Genomic DNA, 19,031 nt, shown 5'->3' with positions numbered 1-19,031 from the left:
AACACGGCCAACTCAAACAGTTTGTTTACGCATTGTTTACGCAAGGGTAAGAAAAAAGGAGTTACGAAATTCGTAATTCCTTGATTTTGAAAGTGGACCAGCCTGGGCTTGAACCAGGGACCTCCAGATTATGAGTCTGTTGCTCTAACCAACTGAGCTACAAGTCCAACGAAAGCCATCGTGTAAAACGCATCTGAGCAGTGCAGTAAAAAACATCGTCACAGTGGGTGGGATGGAATGGCTGCTGCCTGATTGCGGGTGCAAAGGTAGTAAGAATAATTGGAAAATACAAGAAATGTTTCCTTAAAAAAACATAATAATGGGTGGAAAACATCATTATGGTTCGTTTGTTTGGCATAATTTAGGTAAATTTGCAAGGATTTTTATAAAGGACTTGCTTTAGGAAGCGATGCGGCGGTGCCACGGGTGTGGATTCGGCATGTGTTGTTTCCCAAGGTTTTTCCGAGATGTTTTATTTGGGCGTAATGCCCGTTAGATGTTTTTTTACAAAAGAAATGAACGTAATTACAAAGACAGTCTCATTGCCTGACGGACGTCAGATCACTATTGAGACAGGAAAGTTGGCAAAGCAGGCGGACGGCAGCTGTACGCTCCGTATGGGCAACACGGTCCTCCTTGCCACAGTATGCGCTGCGAAGGATGCAGTGCCCGGAACAGACTTCATGCCTCTTCAGGTGGAATACCGTGAGCAGTATGCTGCTGCGGGTCGTTTCCCGGGAGGTTTCACAAAGCGTGAGGGTAAGGCGAGTGACGACGAGATTCTGACTTGCCGTCTTGTCGACCGCGCTCTCCGTCCACTTTTCCCAAGCGACTACCATGCCGAGGTGTTCGTGAATGTGATTCTCTTCTCCGCTGACGGCGTAGACCAGCCGGACGCACTTGCGGGTTTCGCGGCATCATGCGCACTGGCTTGCTCAGACATTCCGTTTGAGTTCCCTATCTCCGAGGTGCGCGTTGCGCGCATCAACGGCGAGTATGTCATCAACCCAACCTTCGCCCAGATGTCAGAGGCAGACATGGACCTCATGGTCGGTGCGACAGCTGACAACATCATGATGGTGGAGGGTGAGATGAAAGAAGTGCAGGAGGCAGACCTCCTTAACGCACTCAAGGCTGCCCATGCGGCTATCAAGCCTATGTGCGAGATGCAGTACGAGCTGATGAAGGAGCTTGGCACAGACGTCAAGCGCGAGTACTGTCACGAGGTCAACGACGACGAACTGAAGGAGCAGGTGAAGACAGACTGCTACCAGAAGGCTTATGACGTTGTCAAGCAGGCTCTCGAGAAGCACGCACGTGCTGAGGCTTTCGAACAGATAAAGGAAGAATTCAAGGAGACATACGCTGCCGCTCATGCAGAGCTTACAGAGGACGAGATGGAAGAGAAGTTCGCTCTCGTTGACAAGTACTACCACGATGTCGAGAAAGATGCCATGCGCCGCTGCATCCTTGACGAGGGTGTGCGTCTCGACGGTCGTAAGACAACGGACATCCGCCCTATATGGTGCGAGGTTTCTCCGCTGCCAATGCCTCACGGCTCATCTATCTTCACACGTGGCGAGACACAGTCACTGACAACAGTAACCCTCGGCAACAAGATGGACGAGAAGCTCGTTGACAACGTTCTCGACAAGAGCTACATGCGCTTCCTCCTCCACTACAACTTCCCTCCTTTCTGTACAGGCGAGGCAAAGCCACAGCGTGGCGTAGGCCGTCGCGAGATTGGTCACGGTCATCTCGCATGGCGCGGACTGAAGGGGCAGATACCTTCTGATTTCCCTTACACAGTGCGTGTCGTTTCACAGATACTCGAGTCAAACGGCTCTTCTTCAATGGCTACAGTCTGCGCAGGCACACTCGCACTGATGGATGCCGGTGTTCCGATGAAGAAGCCTGTGTCAGGCATCGCAATGGGACTTATCAAGAACCCTGGCGAGGACAAGTATGCAGTGCTCTCTGACATCCTCGGTGATGAGGATCACCTTGGCGACATGGACTTCAAGACCACAGGTACAAAGGACGGTCTGACAGCCACACAGATGGACATCAAGTGCGACGGACTCTCTTACGAGATTCTCGAGAAGGCTCTTGCACAGGCAAAGGCTGGTCGCGAGCATATCCTCAACTGCATCACAGACACAATTGCAGAGCCACGTGCAGAGATGAAGCCACAGGTTCCGCGTATCGTTTCCATCGATATTCCTAAGGAGTTCATCGGTGCTGTGATAGGTCCCGGCGGCAAGATTATCCAGCAGATGCAGGAAGAGACCAACACAACAATCACCATCGATGAGGCTGACGGCGTAGGTCACGTACAGGTTAGTGCGCCTAACAAGGACTCTATCGATGCGGCACTCGCAAAGATTAAGGCCATCGTTGCCATTCCTGAGATTGGAGAGGTGTACGACGGTACAGTGCGTTCTATCATGCCTTACGGTTGCTTCGTAGAGATTATGCCAGGCAAGGACGGACTGCTCCACATCTCAGAGATAGACTGGAAGCGCCTTGAGACTGTCGAAGAGGCAGGAATCAAGGAGGGCGACCACATCCAGGTGAAGCTGATTGACATCGACCAGAAGACCGGCAAGTACAAGCTCTCCCACCGTGTGCTCATCGAAAAGCCTGAGGGATACGTCGAGCGTGAGCGCCGTCCGCGTCCTGAGCGTGGCGAACGCCGCGAGCGTCCACAGCGCGGAGACCGCCCACAGCGTGGTGAGCGCCGTCCGCGTCCTTCATTCAACAACAGCGAGGCTGACCGGGAAGCTCCTGCACAGCCGGCAGTGGAAACTCCAAAGGACTTCACTGATGCGCTTGACAAGTTTGACTTCTAAGAAGGAAAACCATAGATAAAGATTCCCACCGCTCCACCGCAACAAGTGGAGTGGTGGGAATTATTGTTTTAAAAATGTTGAGTCAGTATTGACATTATTGACAGAACTGACAATAATGACATTGGTTCTGACAATATTGGCAACACCACCAATTGCAGCCAACACAGACAAAAAACAACCTCCTGCCATTCTGCAATGCTATCCCGGCTATCTTGTCCTCGGGCACTACATCCGCCACCACCTTGACTGGAGCATGGCGAAGCGCAGGGCAATAGGACTTGTATGCCTTATCCTCGGCACAAGCGTCACTCTCGCATCGTTCTACGTGCAAGCCATTCCCGGAGCAGTGCAGGACATCGTGGATTTGGAGATAGCATGGTGCTTCTGCACCGTCAACTGCGCCATAGCAACCTTTGGAGCATTCATCCTCTTCACCACGCTGCGGCAGCCCGGCAAGTGCTATCCGCTGGTCAGAAGCATATCAACCGACAGCTACGGTATGTACCTCATACATCTCATCTGGCTTCCCGTGATGTTCTCATTGCTGTCGCCGCTCCTGCCAATCGGGTGGGCCATCCCTGCAATAACCATGGCGACATACGCGGCATGCTATCTTTCTGTCCACCTGCTGTCCTATCTGCCTAAAGCACAATGGTTCGTCGGGTGCGCACGGTGACAATCATGCCATGATGCAACAATGTCCTGCGGCACATTGATGTCGCACATTAACATTCGAGAATTCACAACTTTTGCTATAAACAACAAAACCACCGGTAACTGTGCCGGTGTCATTCAGACAACTGACAATATGATTTCAGGACTTACCGACCAAGAGGTTGCGGACTCGCGCCGCGAGCATGGATGGAACATCCTCACACCTCCAAAGAAGCAGTCCCTTTGGGTGCTCTATCTTGAAAAATACAAAGACCCGATAATAAAGATACTCCTTGTCGCCGCCTGCGTGTCACTCATCCTGGCGGTGATAGAGGACGAGTATATAGAGACCATAGGCATCTTCTTTGCCATCTTCCTTGCCACCACCGTGGGCTTTATCTTTGAAATGGATGCCGCACGGAAATTCGACGTGCTCACACAGTTGAACGAGGAGCAGCAGGTCAAGGTCATACGTAACGGACAAGTGATGCTCATCCCACGCAAGGACATAGTTGTGGGCGACACAGTACTTGTCGAGACAGGCGACGAGATACCTGCCGACGGCGTTCTTGCCGACAGCAACTCGCTCCAGATTGACGAATCGATGCTCACAGGTGAGCCTATCGCCACAAAAAGCGTGGCTGAAACCTCCAATCCACAGTCCACAACCTCCAACCCACAACCCTCAACCGAGGCGGCTTACGCTGCCAACTACGTCATGCGTTCCACAATGGTGATGAACGGCAGGGGGCGGTTTGTCGTAACCGCTGTGGGCGATGCCACCGAAATAGGCAAGGTTGCACGCTCTTCAAGTGAGAAATCCGCCGTGAAGACTCCGTTGACCCTGCAGCTCGACCGCCTCGGAAAACTCATCAACAAGTTCGGTTTCTCACTCTCTATCCTCTCCGCCGTGCTCTTCCTCGGTCACGACATCCTTGTCAATCCGCTTTGGCAGACCATCGGCACAGACGGTGCGGACTACCTCGCCATGGCACATATCGTGCTGAAATACTTCATGATGGCCGTCACACTCATCGTCATGGCGGTGCCCGAAGGCCTGCCTATGGCTGTCACCTTGTCCCTCGCGCTGAACATGCGGCGCATGCTAAAGAGCAACAACCTTGTCCGCACGCTCCACGCCTGTGAGACAATGGGCGCGGTGACCGTCATCTGCACCGACAAGACCGGCACACTTACCGAGAACCGCATGACGGTGCAGGAATGCTCCGTGCCTGTCTCCGGCAAGGAAAAGATGGATGACAGTGTGGTGCAGGAGATATACAAAGGCATATCCGTCAACACCACCGCTCATCTCGACGGTGCCAAGGGTATCGGCAATCCTACAGAGGTCGCCCTCCTCCTGTGGCTCAATGAGCACGGCGTGGACTACCTTGCGCTGCGCCAAGAGACAGAGATTGTGGAGCAGAAACCGTTCTCCACGGAGACAAAGCAGATGTCTACCACCGTCCGCAATGCCGACGGAACGACACATACCTACGTGAAAGGTGCTCCGGAGATAGTCCTTGCACAATGCATCATCACTCCCGAAGCCCTCGCAGAGATAAGGAAGACGCTCCTCGGCTACCAGCAGAAGGCGATGCGCACCCTTGCCCTTGCCCGCGACGGCAGGCTGCAGGCGGTGGTGGGCATCTCCGACCCTGTGCGCAAGGATGTCCCGGAGGCTGTCAGCCGTTGTCATGGCGCAGGCATAGAGGTGAAGATTGTCACCGGAGATGTCGATGCCACGGCGTGCGAGATAGCACGCCAGATAGGTATTCTTGACGCCGACGGTAATGCCGTCCGTGGCAGTTCACCGTCCATAGCGGTAGGAAACGAGCGGCTGAGCATCAGCGGTGCGGAGTTTGCTGCCCTCTCTGACGGCGAGGCGGCAAAGGTGGCTAAGAGTCTTTGCGTCATGTCCCGTGCGCGTCCTCAGGACAAGCAGCGCCTTGTCAACCTGCTCCAGAAGCAGGGACAGGTGGTTGCGGTGACAGGCGACGGAACCAACGACGCTCCGGCACTCAACCATGCGCATGTCGGACTGTCGCTCGGTTCGGGTACAAACGTGGCGAAGGAGGCATCTGACATGACCCTTCTCGACGACTCTTTCGGCAGCATTGCCAACGCTGTCATGTGGGGACGCTCGCTGTACCGTAACATCCAGCGTTTCCTTTACTTCCAGCTTGTGGTCAATGTGGCGGCACTGCTGCTTGTCATCGCAGGCTCTCTCGTAGGCACGGAGATGCCGCTGACGGTGACGCAGATACTGTGGGTGAACATCATCATGGACACTTTCGCCGCCCTCGCCCTCGCATCGCTTCCTCCTTCGCGTGAGGTGATGAAGGACAAGCCGCGCCGTCAGACGGATTTTATCCTCAATGCGCAGATAATCAAAGGAATAATCACCACGGGACTGATGATGTTTGCCGTGATGTTCGTCTACCTTCTCTATTGCGAATATGGGTTTGACCTCTTCGGAGGTGACACGAACCATGCAGGCGTAGACCCTCGCGAGCTGACCCGCTTCTTCACATTCTTCGTCATGCTCCAATGGTGGAACCTCTTCAACGCCCGCTGCATAGGTTCCAATCAGAGTGCTTTCCGCCGTCTGTGGGCAGCACGCGGCTTCTTGTCCGTGCTCCTCGGCATCCTCGCAGGTCAGTGGCTCATCGTGCAGTATGGTGGCGCAATGTTCCGTTGTGTGCCGCTCTCTATGACCGATTGGCTGATACTCATAGCCGTCACCTCTCCGGTGCTTTGGGCAGGTGAGGCATATCGCAGGATGAAAGGTAACCCTTCGATTATCAAAAAGTAACGGTTGACATTGTAAAAGGTTACCTTTCACAATGCAAAAGCCAACCTTTTGTTTTGTGGAGATTAACCATTTGAAAAACAGTGTGTTATGTTATAATGAGGAAACAAATGCCATACGCTGCGACAATAGGGTTCTTTGACGGTGTGCACCGTGGCCACCGCCATGTCATTGCCCGTCTGAAGGCGTTTGCCGAGGACAGGGGCTTGCAGACACTCCTCGTCACTTTCAGCAACCATCCCATGGAACTTGTGCGCCCGGGAAGTGCGCCGGAGCTGCTCCTGCCTTACGATGAGAAGATGAGGCGGTTGCGTGCGACGGGCGTGGACAAGGTCATTGCATACCCTTTCGACCGGGAAATGATGAATATGCCGGCACGGGATTTCATGGAGCGTGTGCTCCATGACGAGCTTGGTGTGCGCCTTCTGATGATAGGTTATGACAACCGCTTCGGCAGGCGCGACGCCTCCGAGACCTTCGAGACTTATGTCCGCTATGGCAAAGAGCTGGGCATCGAGGTCGTGGAAGGTCCGCGTCCCGAGCAGAGCGGACTGTTTGAGGGGCGTCCTGTCTCGTCCTCGCTTCTCCGCGGGCTGATTAAGGAGGGCAGGGAAGAGGATGCCCACAGCCTGATGAGGTGACTTTCCGGTGATAATTATTCAGCATCATGTTGCATCATGTGACATCATGTCGCATCATGCTGTCTATCTTACATCATGATACATCATGTTACACCATGATGCAACCCAAATAAAAATCCACAACAATGAAAAAAATCCTTACTTATTTTCTCGCCTACGTCCTCCTGCAGCTTGCTGTGGGCTATGTCGCGATTAATGTCATTGCGGACGGTGCCATGCAACTTATCGTAGCGAGTGTGGTGAGCAATGTCCTTGCCATTGCCCTTTTCTTTCTCGCACGGTGGTGTCCCGTCTCTGTGGAGTTCATGCACAGGAAGCCCGTAACGGTGGCTTACTGGTGCGTGATGCTTGCATTGGGCATGATAATCCCTTTGCAGAGCCTTGAGGAACTCATACCCGAGGCGTGGCGTACGGACATCGCCGCCGATGCGTTCAAGATGATTATGAGCAACGGATGGGGCTATCTCGCCATCGGTATCCTTGCCCCGATAGGCGAGGAGGTCGTGTTCCGTGGCGCGATACAGCGCGAGGCGGTGGATTATTTCCGCTCACGCGGCATGTCGGTGTGGGTCGGTCTGATGTTCACGGCTGTCCTTTTTGCCGCCGTCCACGGCAATCCGGCGCAGATGCCCCATGCCTTCATCGTCGGTCTGCTTATCGGTTGGCTGTGCCATCGCTCGGGAAGCATCATTCCGGGAATCATCGTCCATTGGGTGAACAACAGTGTTTCTTTTGGTTTGCAGACAATCTATCCGCAGTCGTACGACATGGAAATCATCGAATTCTTCGGCGATTCCTATCTCCGTCTCTCTATGGCGGTGCTGCTGTCCCTCCTGCTTTTCTTCCCCGCCCTGCTGCAGCTGCATAGGGTTTTGAAGGAAAACTGATGCTCATTTTTGCCGATGAAATGGCATAAAAACAGCACCGGCTGATACCTTGGTACGGACAGTTTAATCCGCATTATGGTATCAGCCGGTGCTGTTTTTGTTGTTTGTGGTATTTATCCCATATTTATTTCACCAACCTTACATGGAACACGCCGCCGGCAGTGCTGCCTTTCTGTGCCTTGAAGGTCACGGTGACGGTCTGTTTTCCTGCAAGGAGATTCGATGGAATCGGGTATTCTGCATTGACAAACTCCTTTTTGCGCCATTTGTTCGAGATGTTTTCATGGGCAAGAAGCTGACCGTCGATAAGGATGTCAAAGTCGCGTCGGCCGTTCTCGTCACCCCAGTAGCGCACCATGAGAGTGAGGTTCTGCTCGCCCTTCGTGTCGAGTGTGTATTGGAAATAACCGTTGTCGCGTGCGTCGCGCCAACCCTCGCCGTGCGTATGTCCTGTGTTTGACCTCTCATATTTCATCTCGTGGTCAACCTCCGGCTGCTGCTCGGCGGTGTTCACAGCGTCCACTGTGCGCTTGTCAAGCAACAGTTTGCGCTCCTCCTCAGCCTTAACGCGCTTCTGATAGTCGGCATATTCTGCGTTGGTCATTGACAGCCAGTACATCATATAACGGCTGTCGTGGATGCGGAAGAACGGCTCCAGTTCGAGGTTCTTGTACTTGTCGGAGAACAATCCCGGTACGGTGAACGTGAAAGGTTTGCCCGCAACAGACTTCATATTCTCAAGTTTTGCGAGGATTTCCTTACGGTCGCCGATGATAAGCGGTGTGTCGAAGACAGAGACAAGCGGTCCGTGGGCGATATGTCCCCAACGGCTGTTGTCGGCAACAAGACCATAAAGGTTTTCATTGCCCATGCGTGCACCGAGAAGTATAGGACCGCGCATGATTGCTATGTAGTTCGGGACATTCGGAAGTTCCTCCACTGTCACGTGCATAGGCATGGAAAGCTCGATGAAATCGCCGTTTTTCCACTTTCTGTCGATGACGATGTACCCTCCCGGTGTTGCCGTTTGGGCATAGTCTTTGCCACGGCATACGGCTTTCATCTCGCCCTTTCTGCACCATGAAGGATAGCGCACGAGGAGACGGAAGCGTGTAGGTCGCTTGACGTTTATGGTCAGCCGTGATGTCTCCGAGTCAGGAAACTGTGTGTCCTGAGTGACTTTCACGCCCTTTTCCTTCCACTCCAACTGCGATGCGATGAAGAGATTGACATAGAGACTGTCACCACGGTGTTGGTAGATGAACTCGCCGTATTTGCCGTGGTTCTCCATTCCTGTGCCCACGCAGCACCACATGGCACTGTTCGGGGCAGAGTAGACGCGGTAATGCGCAGGGCGCGCCGATGTGAAATAGACATATCCGCCATGCTCCGGGTGCTGTGTGGAGAGGATATGGTTGTACAAAGCCCTCTCGTAGAAGTCAGCATACTTTGCCTCAGGGTGCATGCGGAAGAGACCTTCTGTGAGCTTCAGCATATTGTTTGTGTTGCAAGACTCCGGTCCTTCGCGGTCATCGACATAGCTCTGGCAGTCCTCCTTTGATGCGAAATGCTCTCGTCGGCTGTTGCCACCGAGGGCAAGTGAGCGAGTGTCCGCCACGGTATGCCAGAAGAATTGTGCCGCACGGTCGTAGAGTTCCTTGTCAGCCGTGCGTCCGGCAAGTGCGCTCAGTTCCGCGATACGCTGATAACCGACAACCTTAGGTACCTGAGTGTTGGCGTGCTTGTTGTCAAGATTGTCCTTCTCCGCTGCCATACTGTCGAGCAGCCAGTGGTGGGAGAAGCGTTTGGCGGCGTCAAGATACTTTGTGTCGCCTGTCATCTGATAAGCGTCGGCATACACCTCGTCCATGCCACCGAACTCGTTTCCGAGCATCTGCTCCATCTGTTCGTCGTTGAGAGGAGCAATGACGGTTATGCCCCAGTCGCACAAGTCGAGGAACATCCGTCGTGCATCCTCGTTGCCGCCGTATGACCATGCGTCGCGCAGTCCGGCGTACGTCTTGTGGATATTGTACCATGGCACCCAGTATTTCCATACGATGCCCGGGTTGCCCTTCTTTATCTCGTTCCAGCAACGCTTTCCGTTAGGCACTCCGCCGACATATCCGTCGCCGTTAGCCGTCTGGCATCGCTTCAGTTCCGCCACCATATAGTCCATACGCCTTTTAAGTTCGGCGTTGCCCGTGGCAGCATAATGGATTGCCAAGGCAGAGAGATAATGACCTCCGACGTGTCCGTCAAGGTCAGCCCAGTTCTCGAAACTCTCGCCTTTCGGTGTCAGTCCCGCCTCTTTCAGGAACGGCGCAAGCAGGCGGTCGGTGTCATATTGCAGGAGCGTGCTTACATTAACGTCGCACGCATGCTTGAAAGGGCTGTCAAGCAGCGTCACCTGTCCCAATGGGAAAAGGTCATAATAGAGTTTGTCCTGCGCTTGAACGCCGGTGGCAGCAAGGAGGAGAAGAGGTAGGAAAAGTCGTTTCATTTGTTTGTGTTCAATTATATATAGTTTGGATAATTGCTGCAAATATACAAAAAATCTTTGAGAAAGCAGTACCGTTTTATTTCAAGAATGTTGTGATGATATGAAAAGAAAAGAATTTGTAACGTGGGATATGTTTTTCCCGGCGGACAAGGATAAGGGGATTAATGGCTTCAACACCATTAATCCCCTCTGTGGAACGTTGTGCCCTCCCAAGGTCCACAACGTTTTCGGAGTCCTATTTTATCTCCTCGATAAAGTCAACTTCGACAATCGGGAGAGTGCGAGAACTGTGCTTTTTGTTGTCAAGTTCGCCGGTGTTTCCTCCTGCCAGCTCACCTATTTGGTTGGAGGTGTCGGCAGTGTCGGCAGTGCCTTTGAGGCGGATTGTGAACTTGTCAGCTTCGACAGGGTCAGAGATTTTGAGGTGGACATAACCGAGAGACTTGTCGGTGTTGCCTTCCCAAACCACCTTTCCGCCGGCAAGAATCTCCAGCGGATAGTTCTTGTTGCGCCAGCTTGTCAGCTTCAGACTAACTTCTGAGACACGAGCCTTGCGCTCAAGGGTGTAGGTTACCCATGCGGAGTTCATGCCGCCGTCGCTGCTCCACTCACTGAGTTCGTTGTCGTCCCATGAGTTGCGCACATTCTCCTGATTGCTTCCTGCCTGTGCAGAAACAATGTTGATGCCGCGCTTCGTGTCCTTGTAAGACGGAGTTGACGGTGTCTCGCCACGTGTAAGCCAACCTTTCAAGGTCTCGGAAGGCAGATAGTCGCTCTTGCCGTCTGTCACTTTCACAGGGATTGTCTGCAAAGTGAGGCTTGCTTTAGGCAAGTCTGTAGCCTGAGCGGTCACCTTTATCTTGCCCGCCTTTGTCGTGCTGCGGATGAGAGCGCGGTTTATGCCGCACTCGACAGGGAGGACAGTGTTCAGGATATAGTTGTTTTCGCCCTGTGCAATGCCACCGCGCCATTCGGCGGGACCGCTGATTGAGAACCTTACGCTACGGTTGTCAAGCGGGCAACGGTTGCCGTCCTTGTCCACAACCTCAAATTCTATGAGCGCAAGGTCCGCGCCGTCGGCATGGAATCCCTCAGGGTTCTGTATGGTTCTCATTACAAGTCTTGCCGGTTTGCCTGCCGTTTTCAGTTCATGGCGGCTCACCTCCTTGCCGTTCGCGTCACGGCTTATGGCAGTCAGAGTGCCCTCTTCAAACGCCACATTGTCGAAGGTGAAGAGGAAATTGTATGACCTTTTGCCCTTGCCAAGTGACTTTCCGTTGAGGAGAAGCTCCACACTCTCGCCGTTGCTCACTACATAAACAGGCTTCTTTGTGCCGTCATCGTAGCTCCAATGTCCTATGATGTGTGTGCGGCTGTTCTCAGGGTCAACCCATCCGTCCCACATTACCTGATGAGCGAAGAATCCGTCCTTAGGTATGCGCATAGGGTCGGTGGCACCGCTGAGACGGTAGTTTGCCTCGCTGCGGAAGTGCGTGTTGGTGTCCGAGAATACAATTTTCACGCCGCCCGAGCTAACCCTTGTGCCGGTTCCCGGACGCACCTGCCAATAGTCGTACCAACGACGCACCCATTCAACCGCCAGCATGTCGGAGTTGTGGTTATAGTCGTTGGCAGGTTTTCCACGATAGAGAGGACCGTCGCCCTCCTTATGGAACGGATAAGAATACTCGTCCCAATACTTGCGCATGCCCTCGTCACGGCAATATTCCGTTGCCCACATCGGATGCTTCTTGCTCTTGTTGATGTACAGCATCTCACCACCGTACTCCGCTTCGTTGATGTCAAGCATCTCGCGTGAACCTATTGCGCGTCCTCCGAACGGGTCATAAAGGTCGCGAATCGCCTTCATCTCAATCATGTGCTCACGTGAAATGGACTCGTTTCCACTCTCATAGAAAAGTATGGAAGGGTTGTTGCGGTTGTAGATTATGGCGTCGCGCATAAGTTCCGTGCGCTGTTCCCACTGGCGGCCCTGACGGTCTTTCTCCGCATCGCCCGCCGGCATCGCCTGAATCAAGCCCACACGGTCACAGCTCTCTATGTCCTGCTTCCACGGAGTGACGTGCATCCAGCGCACAACGTTGCCACATCCTTCGACAATCAGTCCGTTGCTGTAGTCGCTGAGCCATGCCGGAACCGACAGACCGACGGCAGGCCATTCGTTGCTTGTGCGCTGTGCGTAGCCGTGAACCATGAGCACACGGTCGTTAAGCCATATCTTTCCCTCACCGAACTGGGTCTTGCGGAAGCCTGTGCGTGTGCTGACCTTGTCAAAAGCTGTGCCGTTCTCGTCAACAAGCTCCGTCTCCACGGTGTAGAGATAGCCATAGCCCCAGCTCCAGAAATGCAGGTCTGCCACGCGCGCCTCGGCTTTCAGGGTGACGGTCTCTCCCGCATTGAGCTTGCGAGGAGTGCCGGAGAAGGTCTTGACGACCTTTCCGTCCATGTCCTTCAGTGTGGCGCGGTAGGTCAGGACGCGTGCCTCAGTGCTCTCGTTCCTCACCTCACTCTCGGCGTGGACTGTCGCTTTTTTGCCCTTTATGTCAAAGTCTGTGGCGTAGGTGTAGACACCTGTCGTCTTGAGGTTGCTGTACAGAGGCAGCGTCTGGTAGACATCGTCCATGACATGCAGGTAGACATTCTTCGGGATGCCTCCGTAGTTGGCGTTGAAATTGCTGTTGTTCCACTGGTAGGTGGTGTTTGTCGCCTGCTCGCGGTACTTCCAGTTGTTGTCGATGCGCACGGCGATGACGTTGTCGCCCTCCTTGATGTATTTGCTTATGTCGAAGCCAACCGCCATCACACCGTTCTCGTGCATGCCGAGATATTCGCCGTTTATGTAGAACCATCCTGCCTGTCGGATGCCCTCAAACTCGATGAGCACCTTCCTGCCTTTCAGTCCTTTGCCGTGGAAGTGCTTGCGGTACCACATGACGGTGTCCGTGTGTTGGTCGATGGCCACGCGGAAAGCCTCGTCCTCGTTGAATGCCCTCGGCAGTGTGACGGTCTTCCAACGGCTGTCGTTGTGGTTGGATTGCATGGCATTCTTGTCATCGCCGACGGAGAGTTTCCACGCACTGTTGAAGTTGTACCTGTGTCGCTCGGCAGCCTGCAACCCCGTGATTGCAAGCATGAGCGCAAGGATTAGTGAGATGGTTTTGTTCATGTGTAGTTTGTTAGTGTTATGATACAGTTTGTGTATTGTTATCATGGGCAAAACAAAAGGTAACCTTTCATGGTGTAAAAGGTTACCTCTCGCAGGGTAAAGTGTCACCTTTTGCAAGGTGAAAGGTTACCTTTTGTCTTGTGGTTCGTTATCTGCTTGTTGTTCAAAGTGTTGCGACTTTATTTAGGGTTGACAGTGTTCAGCTTAGTGAGTCGTGGCGCACCGTTCAGTCCTGACTCCATAAGCTGCCAGTGGGCGTAACCGGTCTTTTTGTAGTTCAGGTCGACAAGATTGATTTCCTTGAACTTCCGCCACTGCACACCCTTGCGGTCGAGTGCCGCAATGCGGTTGGCAGGGAGGTTGGTGACCTCAAGTTCGATGGTGTTCTTGCCCTCTTTGAGGTACTTGCCCACGTTGATTTTGTAAGGCACAGCCCACAAAGTGCCGACATATTCGCCGTTGATTTTCACGCGTGCACTTTCGCGGACGTCGCCAAGGTCAAGCTGCCATTCGCCCGTAGCATCGGCAACTTCGAACTCTGTGGTGTAGACGCCCGAGCCCGCAAGACTGTCAACCTGGGCATCGCCGAGGGTTGTCCATGAGGAAGGAGTGTCGATTTTGAACTCCTTGTTAAGGGAAGGGAATGCCACTGTCCAGCCTTTGTCGAGGGAAACGGTCGTTGCGGACGGTGCGTAAACGACATCATTCTTCAAATCGGAAGGCATGTCCGCCTTTGCGTTGTACGTTTGGAGGATGCATGATTCGCCCGATTCGAGGTGGAGAAGCACCTCTGTGGCGTTGCCGTTCTTGCGTGTTATGGCTTTCTTCACCTCACCATTCATAGGGTTGAACAGTGCGATGCCGTCGGCAGGCACAGCAAGGCGCACCCAGTCGCTGACACCCTTAGGTTGCAGGGACGAGATGAAATAATGGTGGCCTGTGGCGTTCTTGCGGCGTATTGCGCTGAGTCCGTAACGGCTTTTCATCTCCTCAGGGATGACATTGGCAGCGTCAAGTGATGTAAGGCAATGGTTTGGCAGTTCTTTTGCGATGCTGCCAAACAGTTTGCGGCGTGCCTTGAGTTTGCCATAGCCCGGAACATCCTCCGGGAATTGGTCAAGGAAGATGATTTTCGCGCCCTGCTTTGCGAGTGCGAGGAGCTTCGCCGCGGTCTCGTGAGGCATGAGTTTCACGCCCGGAACAACCAGCGCGGAGTATTCCACGCCTGCCTCTGTGCGGAGCTTGCCGTCATGGAGCGATAGTTTGCTGACGAAGTTGTCGCTGATGTAATCGCAGTCATAGCCTTTGGAAACGATGCTGTTGATAGAGGCGATGAACTTCGGTGCGAGGCGGTCCATCTTGTGTATGTCGAAGAGCAGCAACCCTCCGCCGTTCTCCTGCCACATGTCGTAGATAGGAAGATAGACAAGGAAATCATTGTCCGGCTGTCCCCACTGCATGAAACTCTGGCAGCGGGTGATGTAGCGGAACATCTCCGGTGCGTCGTGCCAAATGGAGTTTGTCGGTGACATGTCGACGGAGGCATAGAATTTCCAGCCCGGCCATGCCGCTTCCTGTGGCGAATAGGTTATGCCATGGAAGTACATGTGGTTGATGCCGGCAGTCATGAAGAGGTCAATCTCCGGCTTGCATTGTGAGAGAGAGGTGCGGAAATGCTCCGTGAGCCATGTGAACGACTCTGCCGACACAAGGTTTTTGCCCGAGATATGTGCAGCGGAGGAGGCGTATTTCAGCATGGAGAGGTCGGAGAAGTTCTTCCTTACGAGTGAGTCCCGGCGCAGTCCCTTGATGCCAAACTGGGAGAGTCCGAAGCCTTCGCACTCGGGAATGTCCACGGAAGCATAGATGTCGATGAGGTTGGCAGGAGAGCCGTGCGCCTGGTTTCTGGTCAGCGAGCCGTGCTTGTGTGCCCATGCCGTCCATGTCTGTGTGAAGTTCTCGAGGAGAAGTTCGCCGAGTGTCTGTCGGTAGTCGGAGATTATGCGTCGGTTTTCTTCGGAGTTCTCGTCGATTTTCAGGGCTTGTGCCGCTTCGTTCTTTGTGTCGAACACCTTGCGCAGCAGCTGTTCGTGCTTGCGGAGGTCATAGCCGCGACGCTTCTTGAACTCCTCTAAGAGGGCAGGAGTCCAGCTTGCGCCATAGACCTCATAGGAGTCGTTGAAGAAATTGTGAGGGTAGGCGACACCGTTCTCCTCGAATGCCTTTGTGAATCGGTCGAGATAGCGTTCCACTGCGCCACGGTCAAAATGGTCCATGACCCAGCCTTCGCCGCCCGGGGCTGCACGTTTCACCTTCTGTCCGGTGCGTCCGACGATTAGTTTGCCGTCCTTGTCGAAGGCAGCCTTGCATGCTGCGTCCTCCTTTGTGACAAGAGGACCGCCGAAAGGCCAGCCCGTTCCGGTGTTCATGTCAATCTTCACGCCCGCTCTTGCACCCACTTTGTTGCAGTGGTCGAGCATCTCCATCCAGCGTTTTGAGAGGAACGGGATGTCGTTGGCGTCATTTCCCTGCACGCCGTAGATAGGGGTGATTTCCAGTCCGCCTATGCCGGCGCGGCCGTATTCGGGGATAAGGTAGTTGAGGTTCTCTTTGTCCACTGCGCTGCCCATCCACCACCAGCGTGCGAAAGGTTTCGCTTCCGGCTTTGCTTCGGGCCAAAAAGAATCTTGCGCCATTGCCGGGAATGCCGGCAACAGTGCAAGAAGAATATTGTAGAATCGTTTGTTCATTGTTGGGTTGGTGTTAGTTTGGTCGGTTATGTCAATATTGACAGTAGTGTCAGTACTGACAATACTGACATAACTGACGTTACTGTCATTACTGACTCTGATTATTTCAATTTATACATCTCTGCGGCTGCGAGAAGGACACAGCCTGTGCCATAATCCTCGAAGTCAGGGTGAGAGTCGTAGGTCGTAGGCTGACCGTCCTTAGGCTCTTTTCCTGTGCCCTGTACGTAGCCGATGTAGCCGTTAGGGTGGATAGCGTCCTTGACTATGGCGTCCCATGCCTTCTTGACCACAGGGTAGTAGTCATTGTGGGACAGGATGCCGTTGCGTATTCCCCATGCCATGGCATAGACAAAGAGGGCTGTGCCGGAGGTCTCCTTGCCGCCGAAGTTGTTCGGGTCATGGAGAGAGCAGTTCCAGAAGCCGTCCTCACGCTGGCAAGCCTTGATGGCTTTTGCCATGGTCTGCATGTCCTTCACATAGTCCTTGTAGTGGATGTTGTCCTTTGGCAGGTCGTCAAGGACACGTGCAAGGGCAGCGATAACCCATCCGTTGCCACGGCTCCAGTAGCAGTTCTTGCCGTTAGGCTCCTTATAGTCGCCGTCGAAGTCAGCGTCGCGCCACCAGAGACCCTCTTTCTCGTTGTACATACCCTTGTCGCCGAGAGTGTTGCGAGTGTAGGAATAGAGTCCCCAAGCCTTGTCGAGAAGCCGCTCATCTTTGGTTATGGAGTAGAGTTTGGTGTAGATAGGCATAGCCATCTGCACTGCGTCAATCCACCACCAATCCTCGTTGGTAGGGTAGGCGAGCATCATGTTCATGTTAGCCTTTGCGCCCTGAATCATCTTAGGGTCACCGGCGATGCGGTAAAGGTCGATGTAAGTCTGGAGGCAGCACTGGTCATCGGCATGGTGGGTGGTGTTGCCGTTGCGCGGCTGCCACTTGTGGTAGTCCGCCCAAGTGTAGGCATAATCCCAATATTCCTGACGAGGACAGATCTCGTAGAGAGCCATCAGCCCTTCGTAGTATACGGCGCGTGTCCACAGACTGCTTGGACGCATGCGCTTGACGAAGGTCGGAAGTGCCGGGTCTGGATTCTTTTTCATGAAATAAGCGTTGACTTTCACGGCGACATCCATGATGTCCTTGTTTGTCTGACCATGATGGTTTTGTGCCTGGGAGAATAATGTCGCTGCGGCAAAGGCGATGAAGAGGAATATTTTTTTCATTGGTTGTTGGGTTGGTTGGTTATAGGTTGTTGGTTGCATCATGATGAACCATGTTGAATCGTGGCACATCATGATGCCTTTCTAATCGGTTTTCTTACAGGAACTCCTCGGGAGTGTCCGACTTGCCGGTCTTTTTCACGGTCTTTGCTGCCTTCGGTGCGGCGCCGTTTATGACAAGGTTCTTCACGCTGATGCCCTTGACATACTCCGGATGCCATGTCTCTTTGCCGCCTGTCTCCTTGGCATTGACATTCTCGAAAGAGAAGTTTTCAAGGCTGTATTTATCCGATGACTTAACGTCAAAGAACTTTTTGCACTCGACATTGATGTTCCTGAACGTGATGTCATTGACTCGTGAGAGCGGCATATCCTTGCGCTCTTCAGGCTTGAAGAACTGTGTCCACGGCAGAGTCACCACGAAAGCGTCGGCAGAACCGCTAAGGTCTTCGAAGCGTGAAAGTTCATAATGCTGCGGTGTGTCCGGGCGCATCTTGAACCATACGACACGGTTGACACCCTCGAACTTTATGCGTCGCATGATGATGTTCCAGTCGTGGAGACTCTCTGAGCCGAAAGTGATGCAGGCATGCACCTTGCCATAGTTGCAGTCCTGTACGATGATGTTATGGTTAGGACCGTTTCTTGGGTCCTTGTCGGCAAAAGTTCCCTTGCCGCCTTTGAGCACTACGGCATCGTCGTTGACACTCATGTAGCATCCGCTGATGAGTATGTCGTGGCAGAAGTCGATGTCTATCGCGTCACTTGACGGCGCACCGTTCTTCCCTATCATGCCAAGTCCCTTTGTAGGCGCATAGATGTAGCAGCCGAGATACTTCACACGCTCGCACTTATAGAGGTGGTTTGTCCAGAAAGGACTATTTATCAGGCTCACATCCTGTACAGTGATGTTCTTGCTGTTGGAGAGATAAACCAAACGAGGGCGCAAGGCTTCGAGGTTCGTGCACTGCTTGTTGAACTGCCGGCGAATCCAGAATTCCTCCCAATAGCGGTAGCCGTTGCCGTCGATTGTTCCCGGTCCGGTGATTGTGAAGCCGTCGACGCCGTCGGCATTCACGAGGGCGGAGAAATACTTCAGTGTCTGTCCCTCCATACGAGTCTCACGCATCTCGAAGTCGGCGATGCGGTCGCTGCCCTTCAGGCATCCTCCCTGCTTGACATAAAGGTGTGTGCCCTGCTTGAAAAACAGTGAGCCGGAGAGGAACGTGCCTTCAGGAATGACAATCACTCCGCCACCTTCCGCAGCGGCTTTGTCGATGACAGCCTGTATCGCTTTTGTCTGCACGAGGGCAGGATTGTGGCATACGCCATGCTCGGTGATGACATATTGCCTGCCGAGGGTGGCGATGTCTACTCTCGCCGTGTCGCTGAACCACGCCGGGATAGGCTCTCCGTTAGGGAAAAGCTCCTTGGCGGGCTGCTTCTTCTTTGCGCTTGCCGGAGAGAAAGCCAGCAAGGCGGCAAGAAAAGTTGTAAGGATTGAAGTCTTTATCATAGC

At 53.5% G+C, this 19,031-nt stretch carries 10 protein-coding genes and 1 tRNA gene; 5 read left to right on the top strand and 6 right to left on the bottom strand.

Translation table 11 applies throughout. The features are described from left to right. Positions 1-93 precede the first annotated feature (93 nt). Positions 94-167: transfer RNA gene (locus E5358_RS00985), tRNA-Ile, on the bottom strand. A gap of 348 nt (positions 168-515) precedes the next feature. On the opposite strand from E5358_RS00985, the gene pnp reads away from it, so the two are divergent. The 5 genes from pnp (at position 516) to E5358_RS00960 (ending at position 7,846) form a co-directional block, all read left to right on the top strand. Further along, positions 516-2,852 carry a polyribonucleotide nucleotidyltransferase gene (gene pnp, locus E5358_RS00980; protein WP_135938504.1) on the top strand — a complete coding sequence of 779 codons (2,337 nt, stop codon included), beginning with the start codon at positions 516-518 and terminating at the stop codon, positions 2,850-2,852. 88 nt (positions 2,853-2,940) lie between these two features. Next, positions 2,941-3,528, top strand: coding sequence for an acyltransferase family protein (locus E5358_RS00975; RefSeq protein WP_135938503.1), 588 nt, complete (start codon positions 2,941-2,943; stop codon positions 3,526-3,528). A 21-nt stretch (positions 3,529-3,549) separates the two neighbouring features. Beyond that, entirely contained in the window at positions 3,550-6,321 is a 2,772-nt protein-coding gene (locus E5358_RS00970; protein ID WP_338400484.1) for a calcium-translocating P-type ATPase, PMCA-type, read from the top strand. A gap of 95 nt (positions 6,322-6,416) precedes the next feature. Continuing rightward, complete coding sequence (locus E5358_RS00965; RefSeq protein ID WP_135938501.1) at positions 6,417-6,959, top strand: FAD synthetase family protein; 543 nt, start codon at positions 6,417-6,419, stop codon at positions 6,957-6,959. 125 nt (positions 6,960-7,084) lie between these two features. Beyond that, positions 7,085-7,846, top strand: coding sequence for a CPBP family intramembrane glutamic endopeptidase (locus E5358_RS00960; protein ID WP_135938500.1), 762 nt, complete (start codon positions 7,085-7,087; stop codon positions 7,844-7,846). Between the two features lie 124 nt (positions 7,847-7,970). On the opposite strand, the gene E5358_RS00955 is transcribed toward E5358_RS00960, so the two are convergent. From E5358_RS00955 to E5358_RS00935, 5 genes are all read right to left on the bottom strand, one after another. Next, positions 7,971-10,349, bottom strand: coding sequence for a glycoside hydrolase family 127 protein (locus tag E5358_RS00955; protein WP_135938499.1), 2,379 nt, complete (start codon positions 10,347-10,349; stop codon positions 7,971-7,973). 235 nt (positions 10,350-10,584) lie between these two features. Next, positions 10,585-13,536, bottom strand: a complete 2,952-nt coding sequence (locus E5358_RS00950; protein WP_135938498.1) for a glycoside hydrolase family 2 protein — start codon at positions 13,534-13,536, stop codon at positions 10,585-10,587. Between the two features lie 179 nt (positions 13,537-13,715). After that, on the bottom strand, positions 13,716-16,286 hold the full coding sequence (locus E5358_RS00945) for a glycosyl hydrolase (RefSeq protein WP_135938497.1): 2,571 nt from the start codon (positions 16,284-16,286) through the stop codon (positions 13,716-13,718). A gap of 101 nt (positions 16,287-16,387) precedes the next feature. Continuing rightward, positions 16,388-17,515 (bottom strand): glycoside hydrolase family 88/105 protein, encoded by a 1,128-nt coding sequence (locus E5358_RS00940; protein ID WP_135938496.1) that lies wholly within the window; start codon positions 17,513-17,515, stop codon positions 16,388-16,390. Between the two features lie 94 nt (positions 17,516-17,609). Then, complete coding sequence (locus E5358_RS00935; RefSeq protein WP_135938495.1) at positions 17,610-19,028, bottom strand: rhamnogalacturonidase; 1,419 nt, start codon at positions 19,026-19,028, stop codon at positions 17,610-17,612. Between the last annotated feature and the right edge of the window lie 3 nt (positions 19,029-19,031).

Origin of the sequence: Palleniella muris (genome assembly GCF_004792655.1) — a bacterium.
Lineage (GTDB): Bacteria > Bacteroidota > Bacteroidia > Bacteroidales > Bacteroidaceae > Prevotella > Prevotella muris_A.
This window is presented reverse-complemented; position numbering and strand designations above follow the sequence as displayed.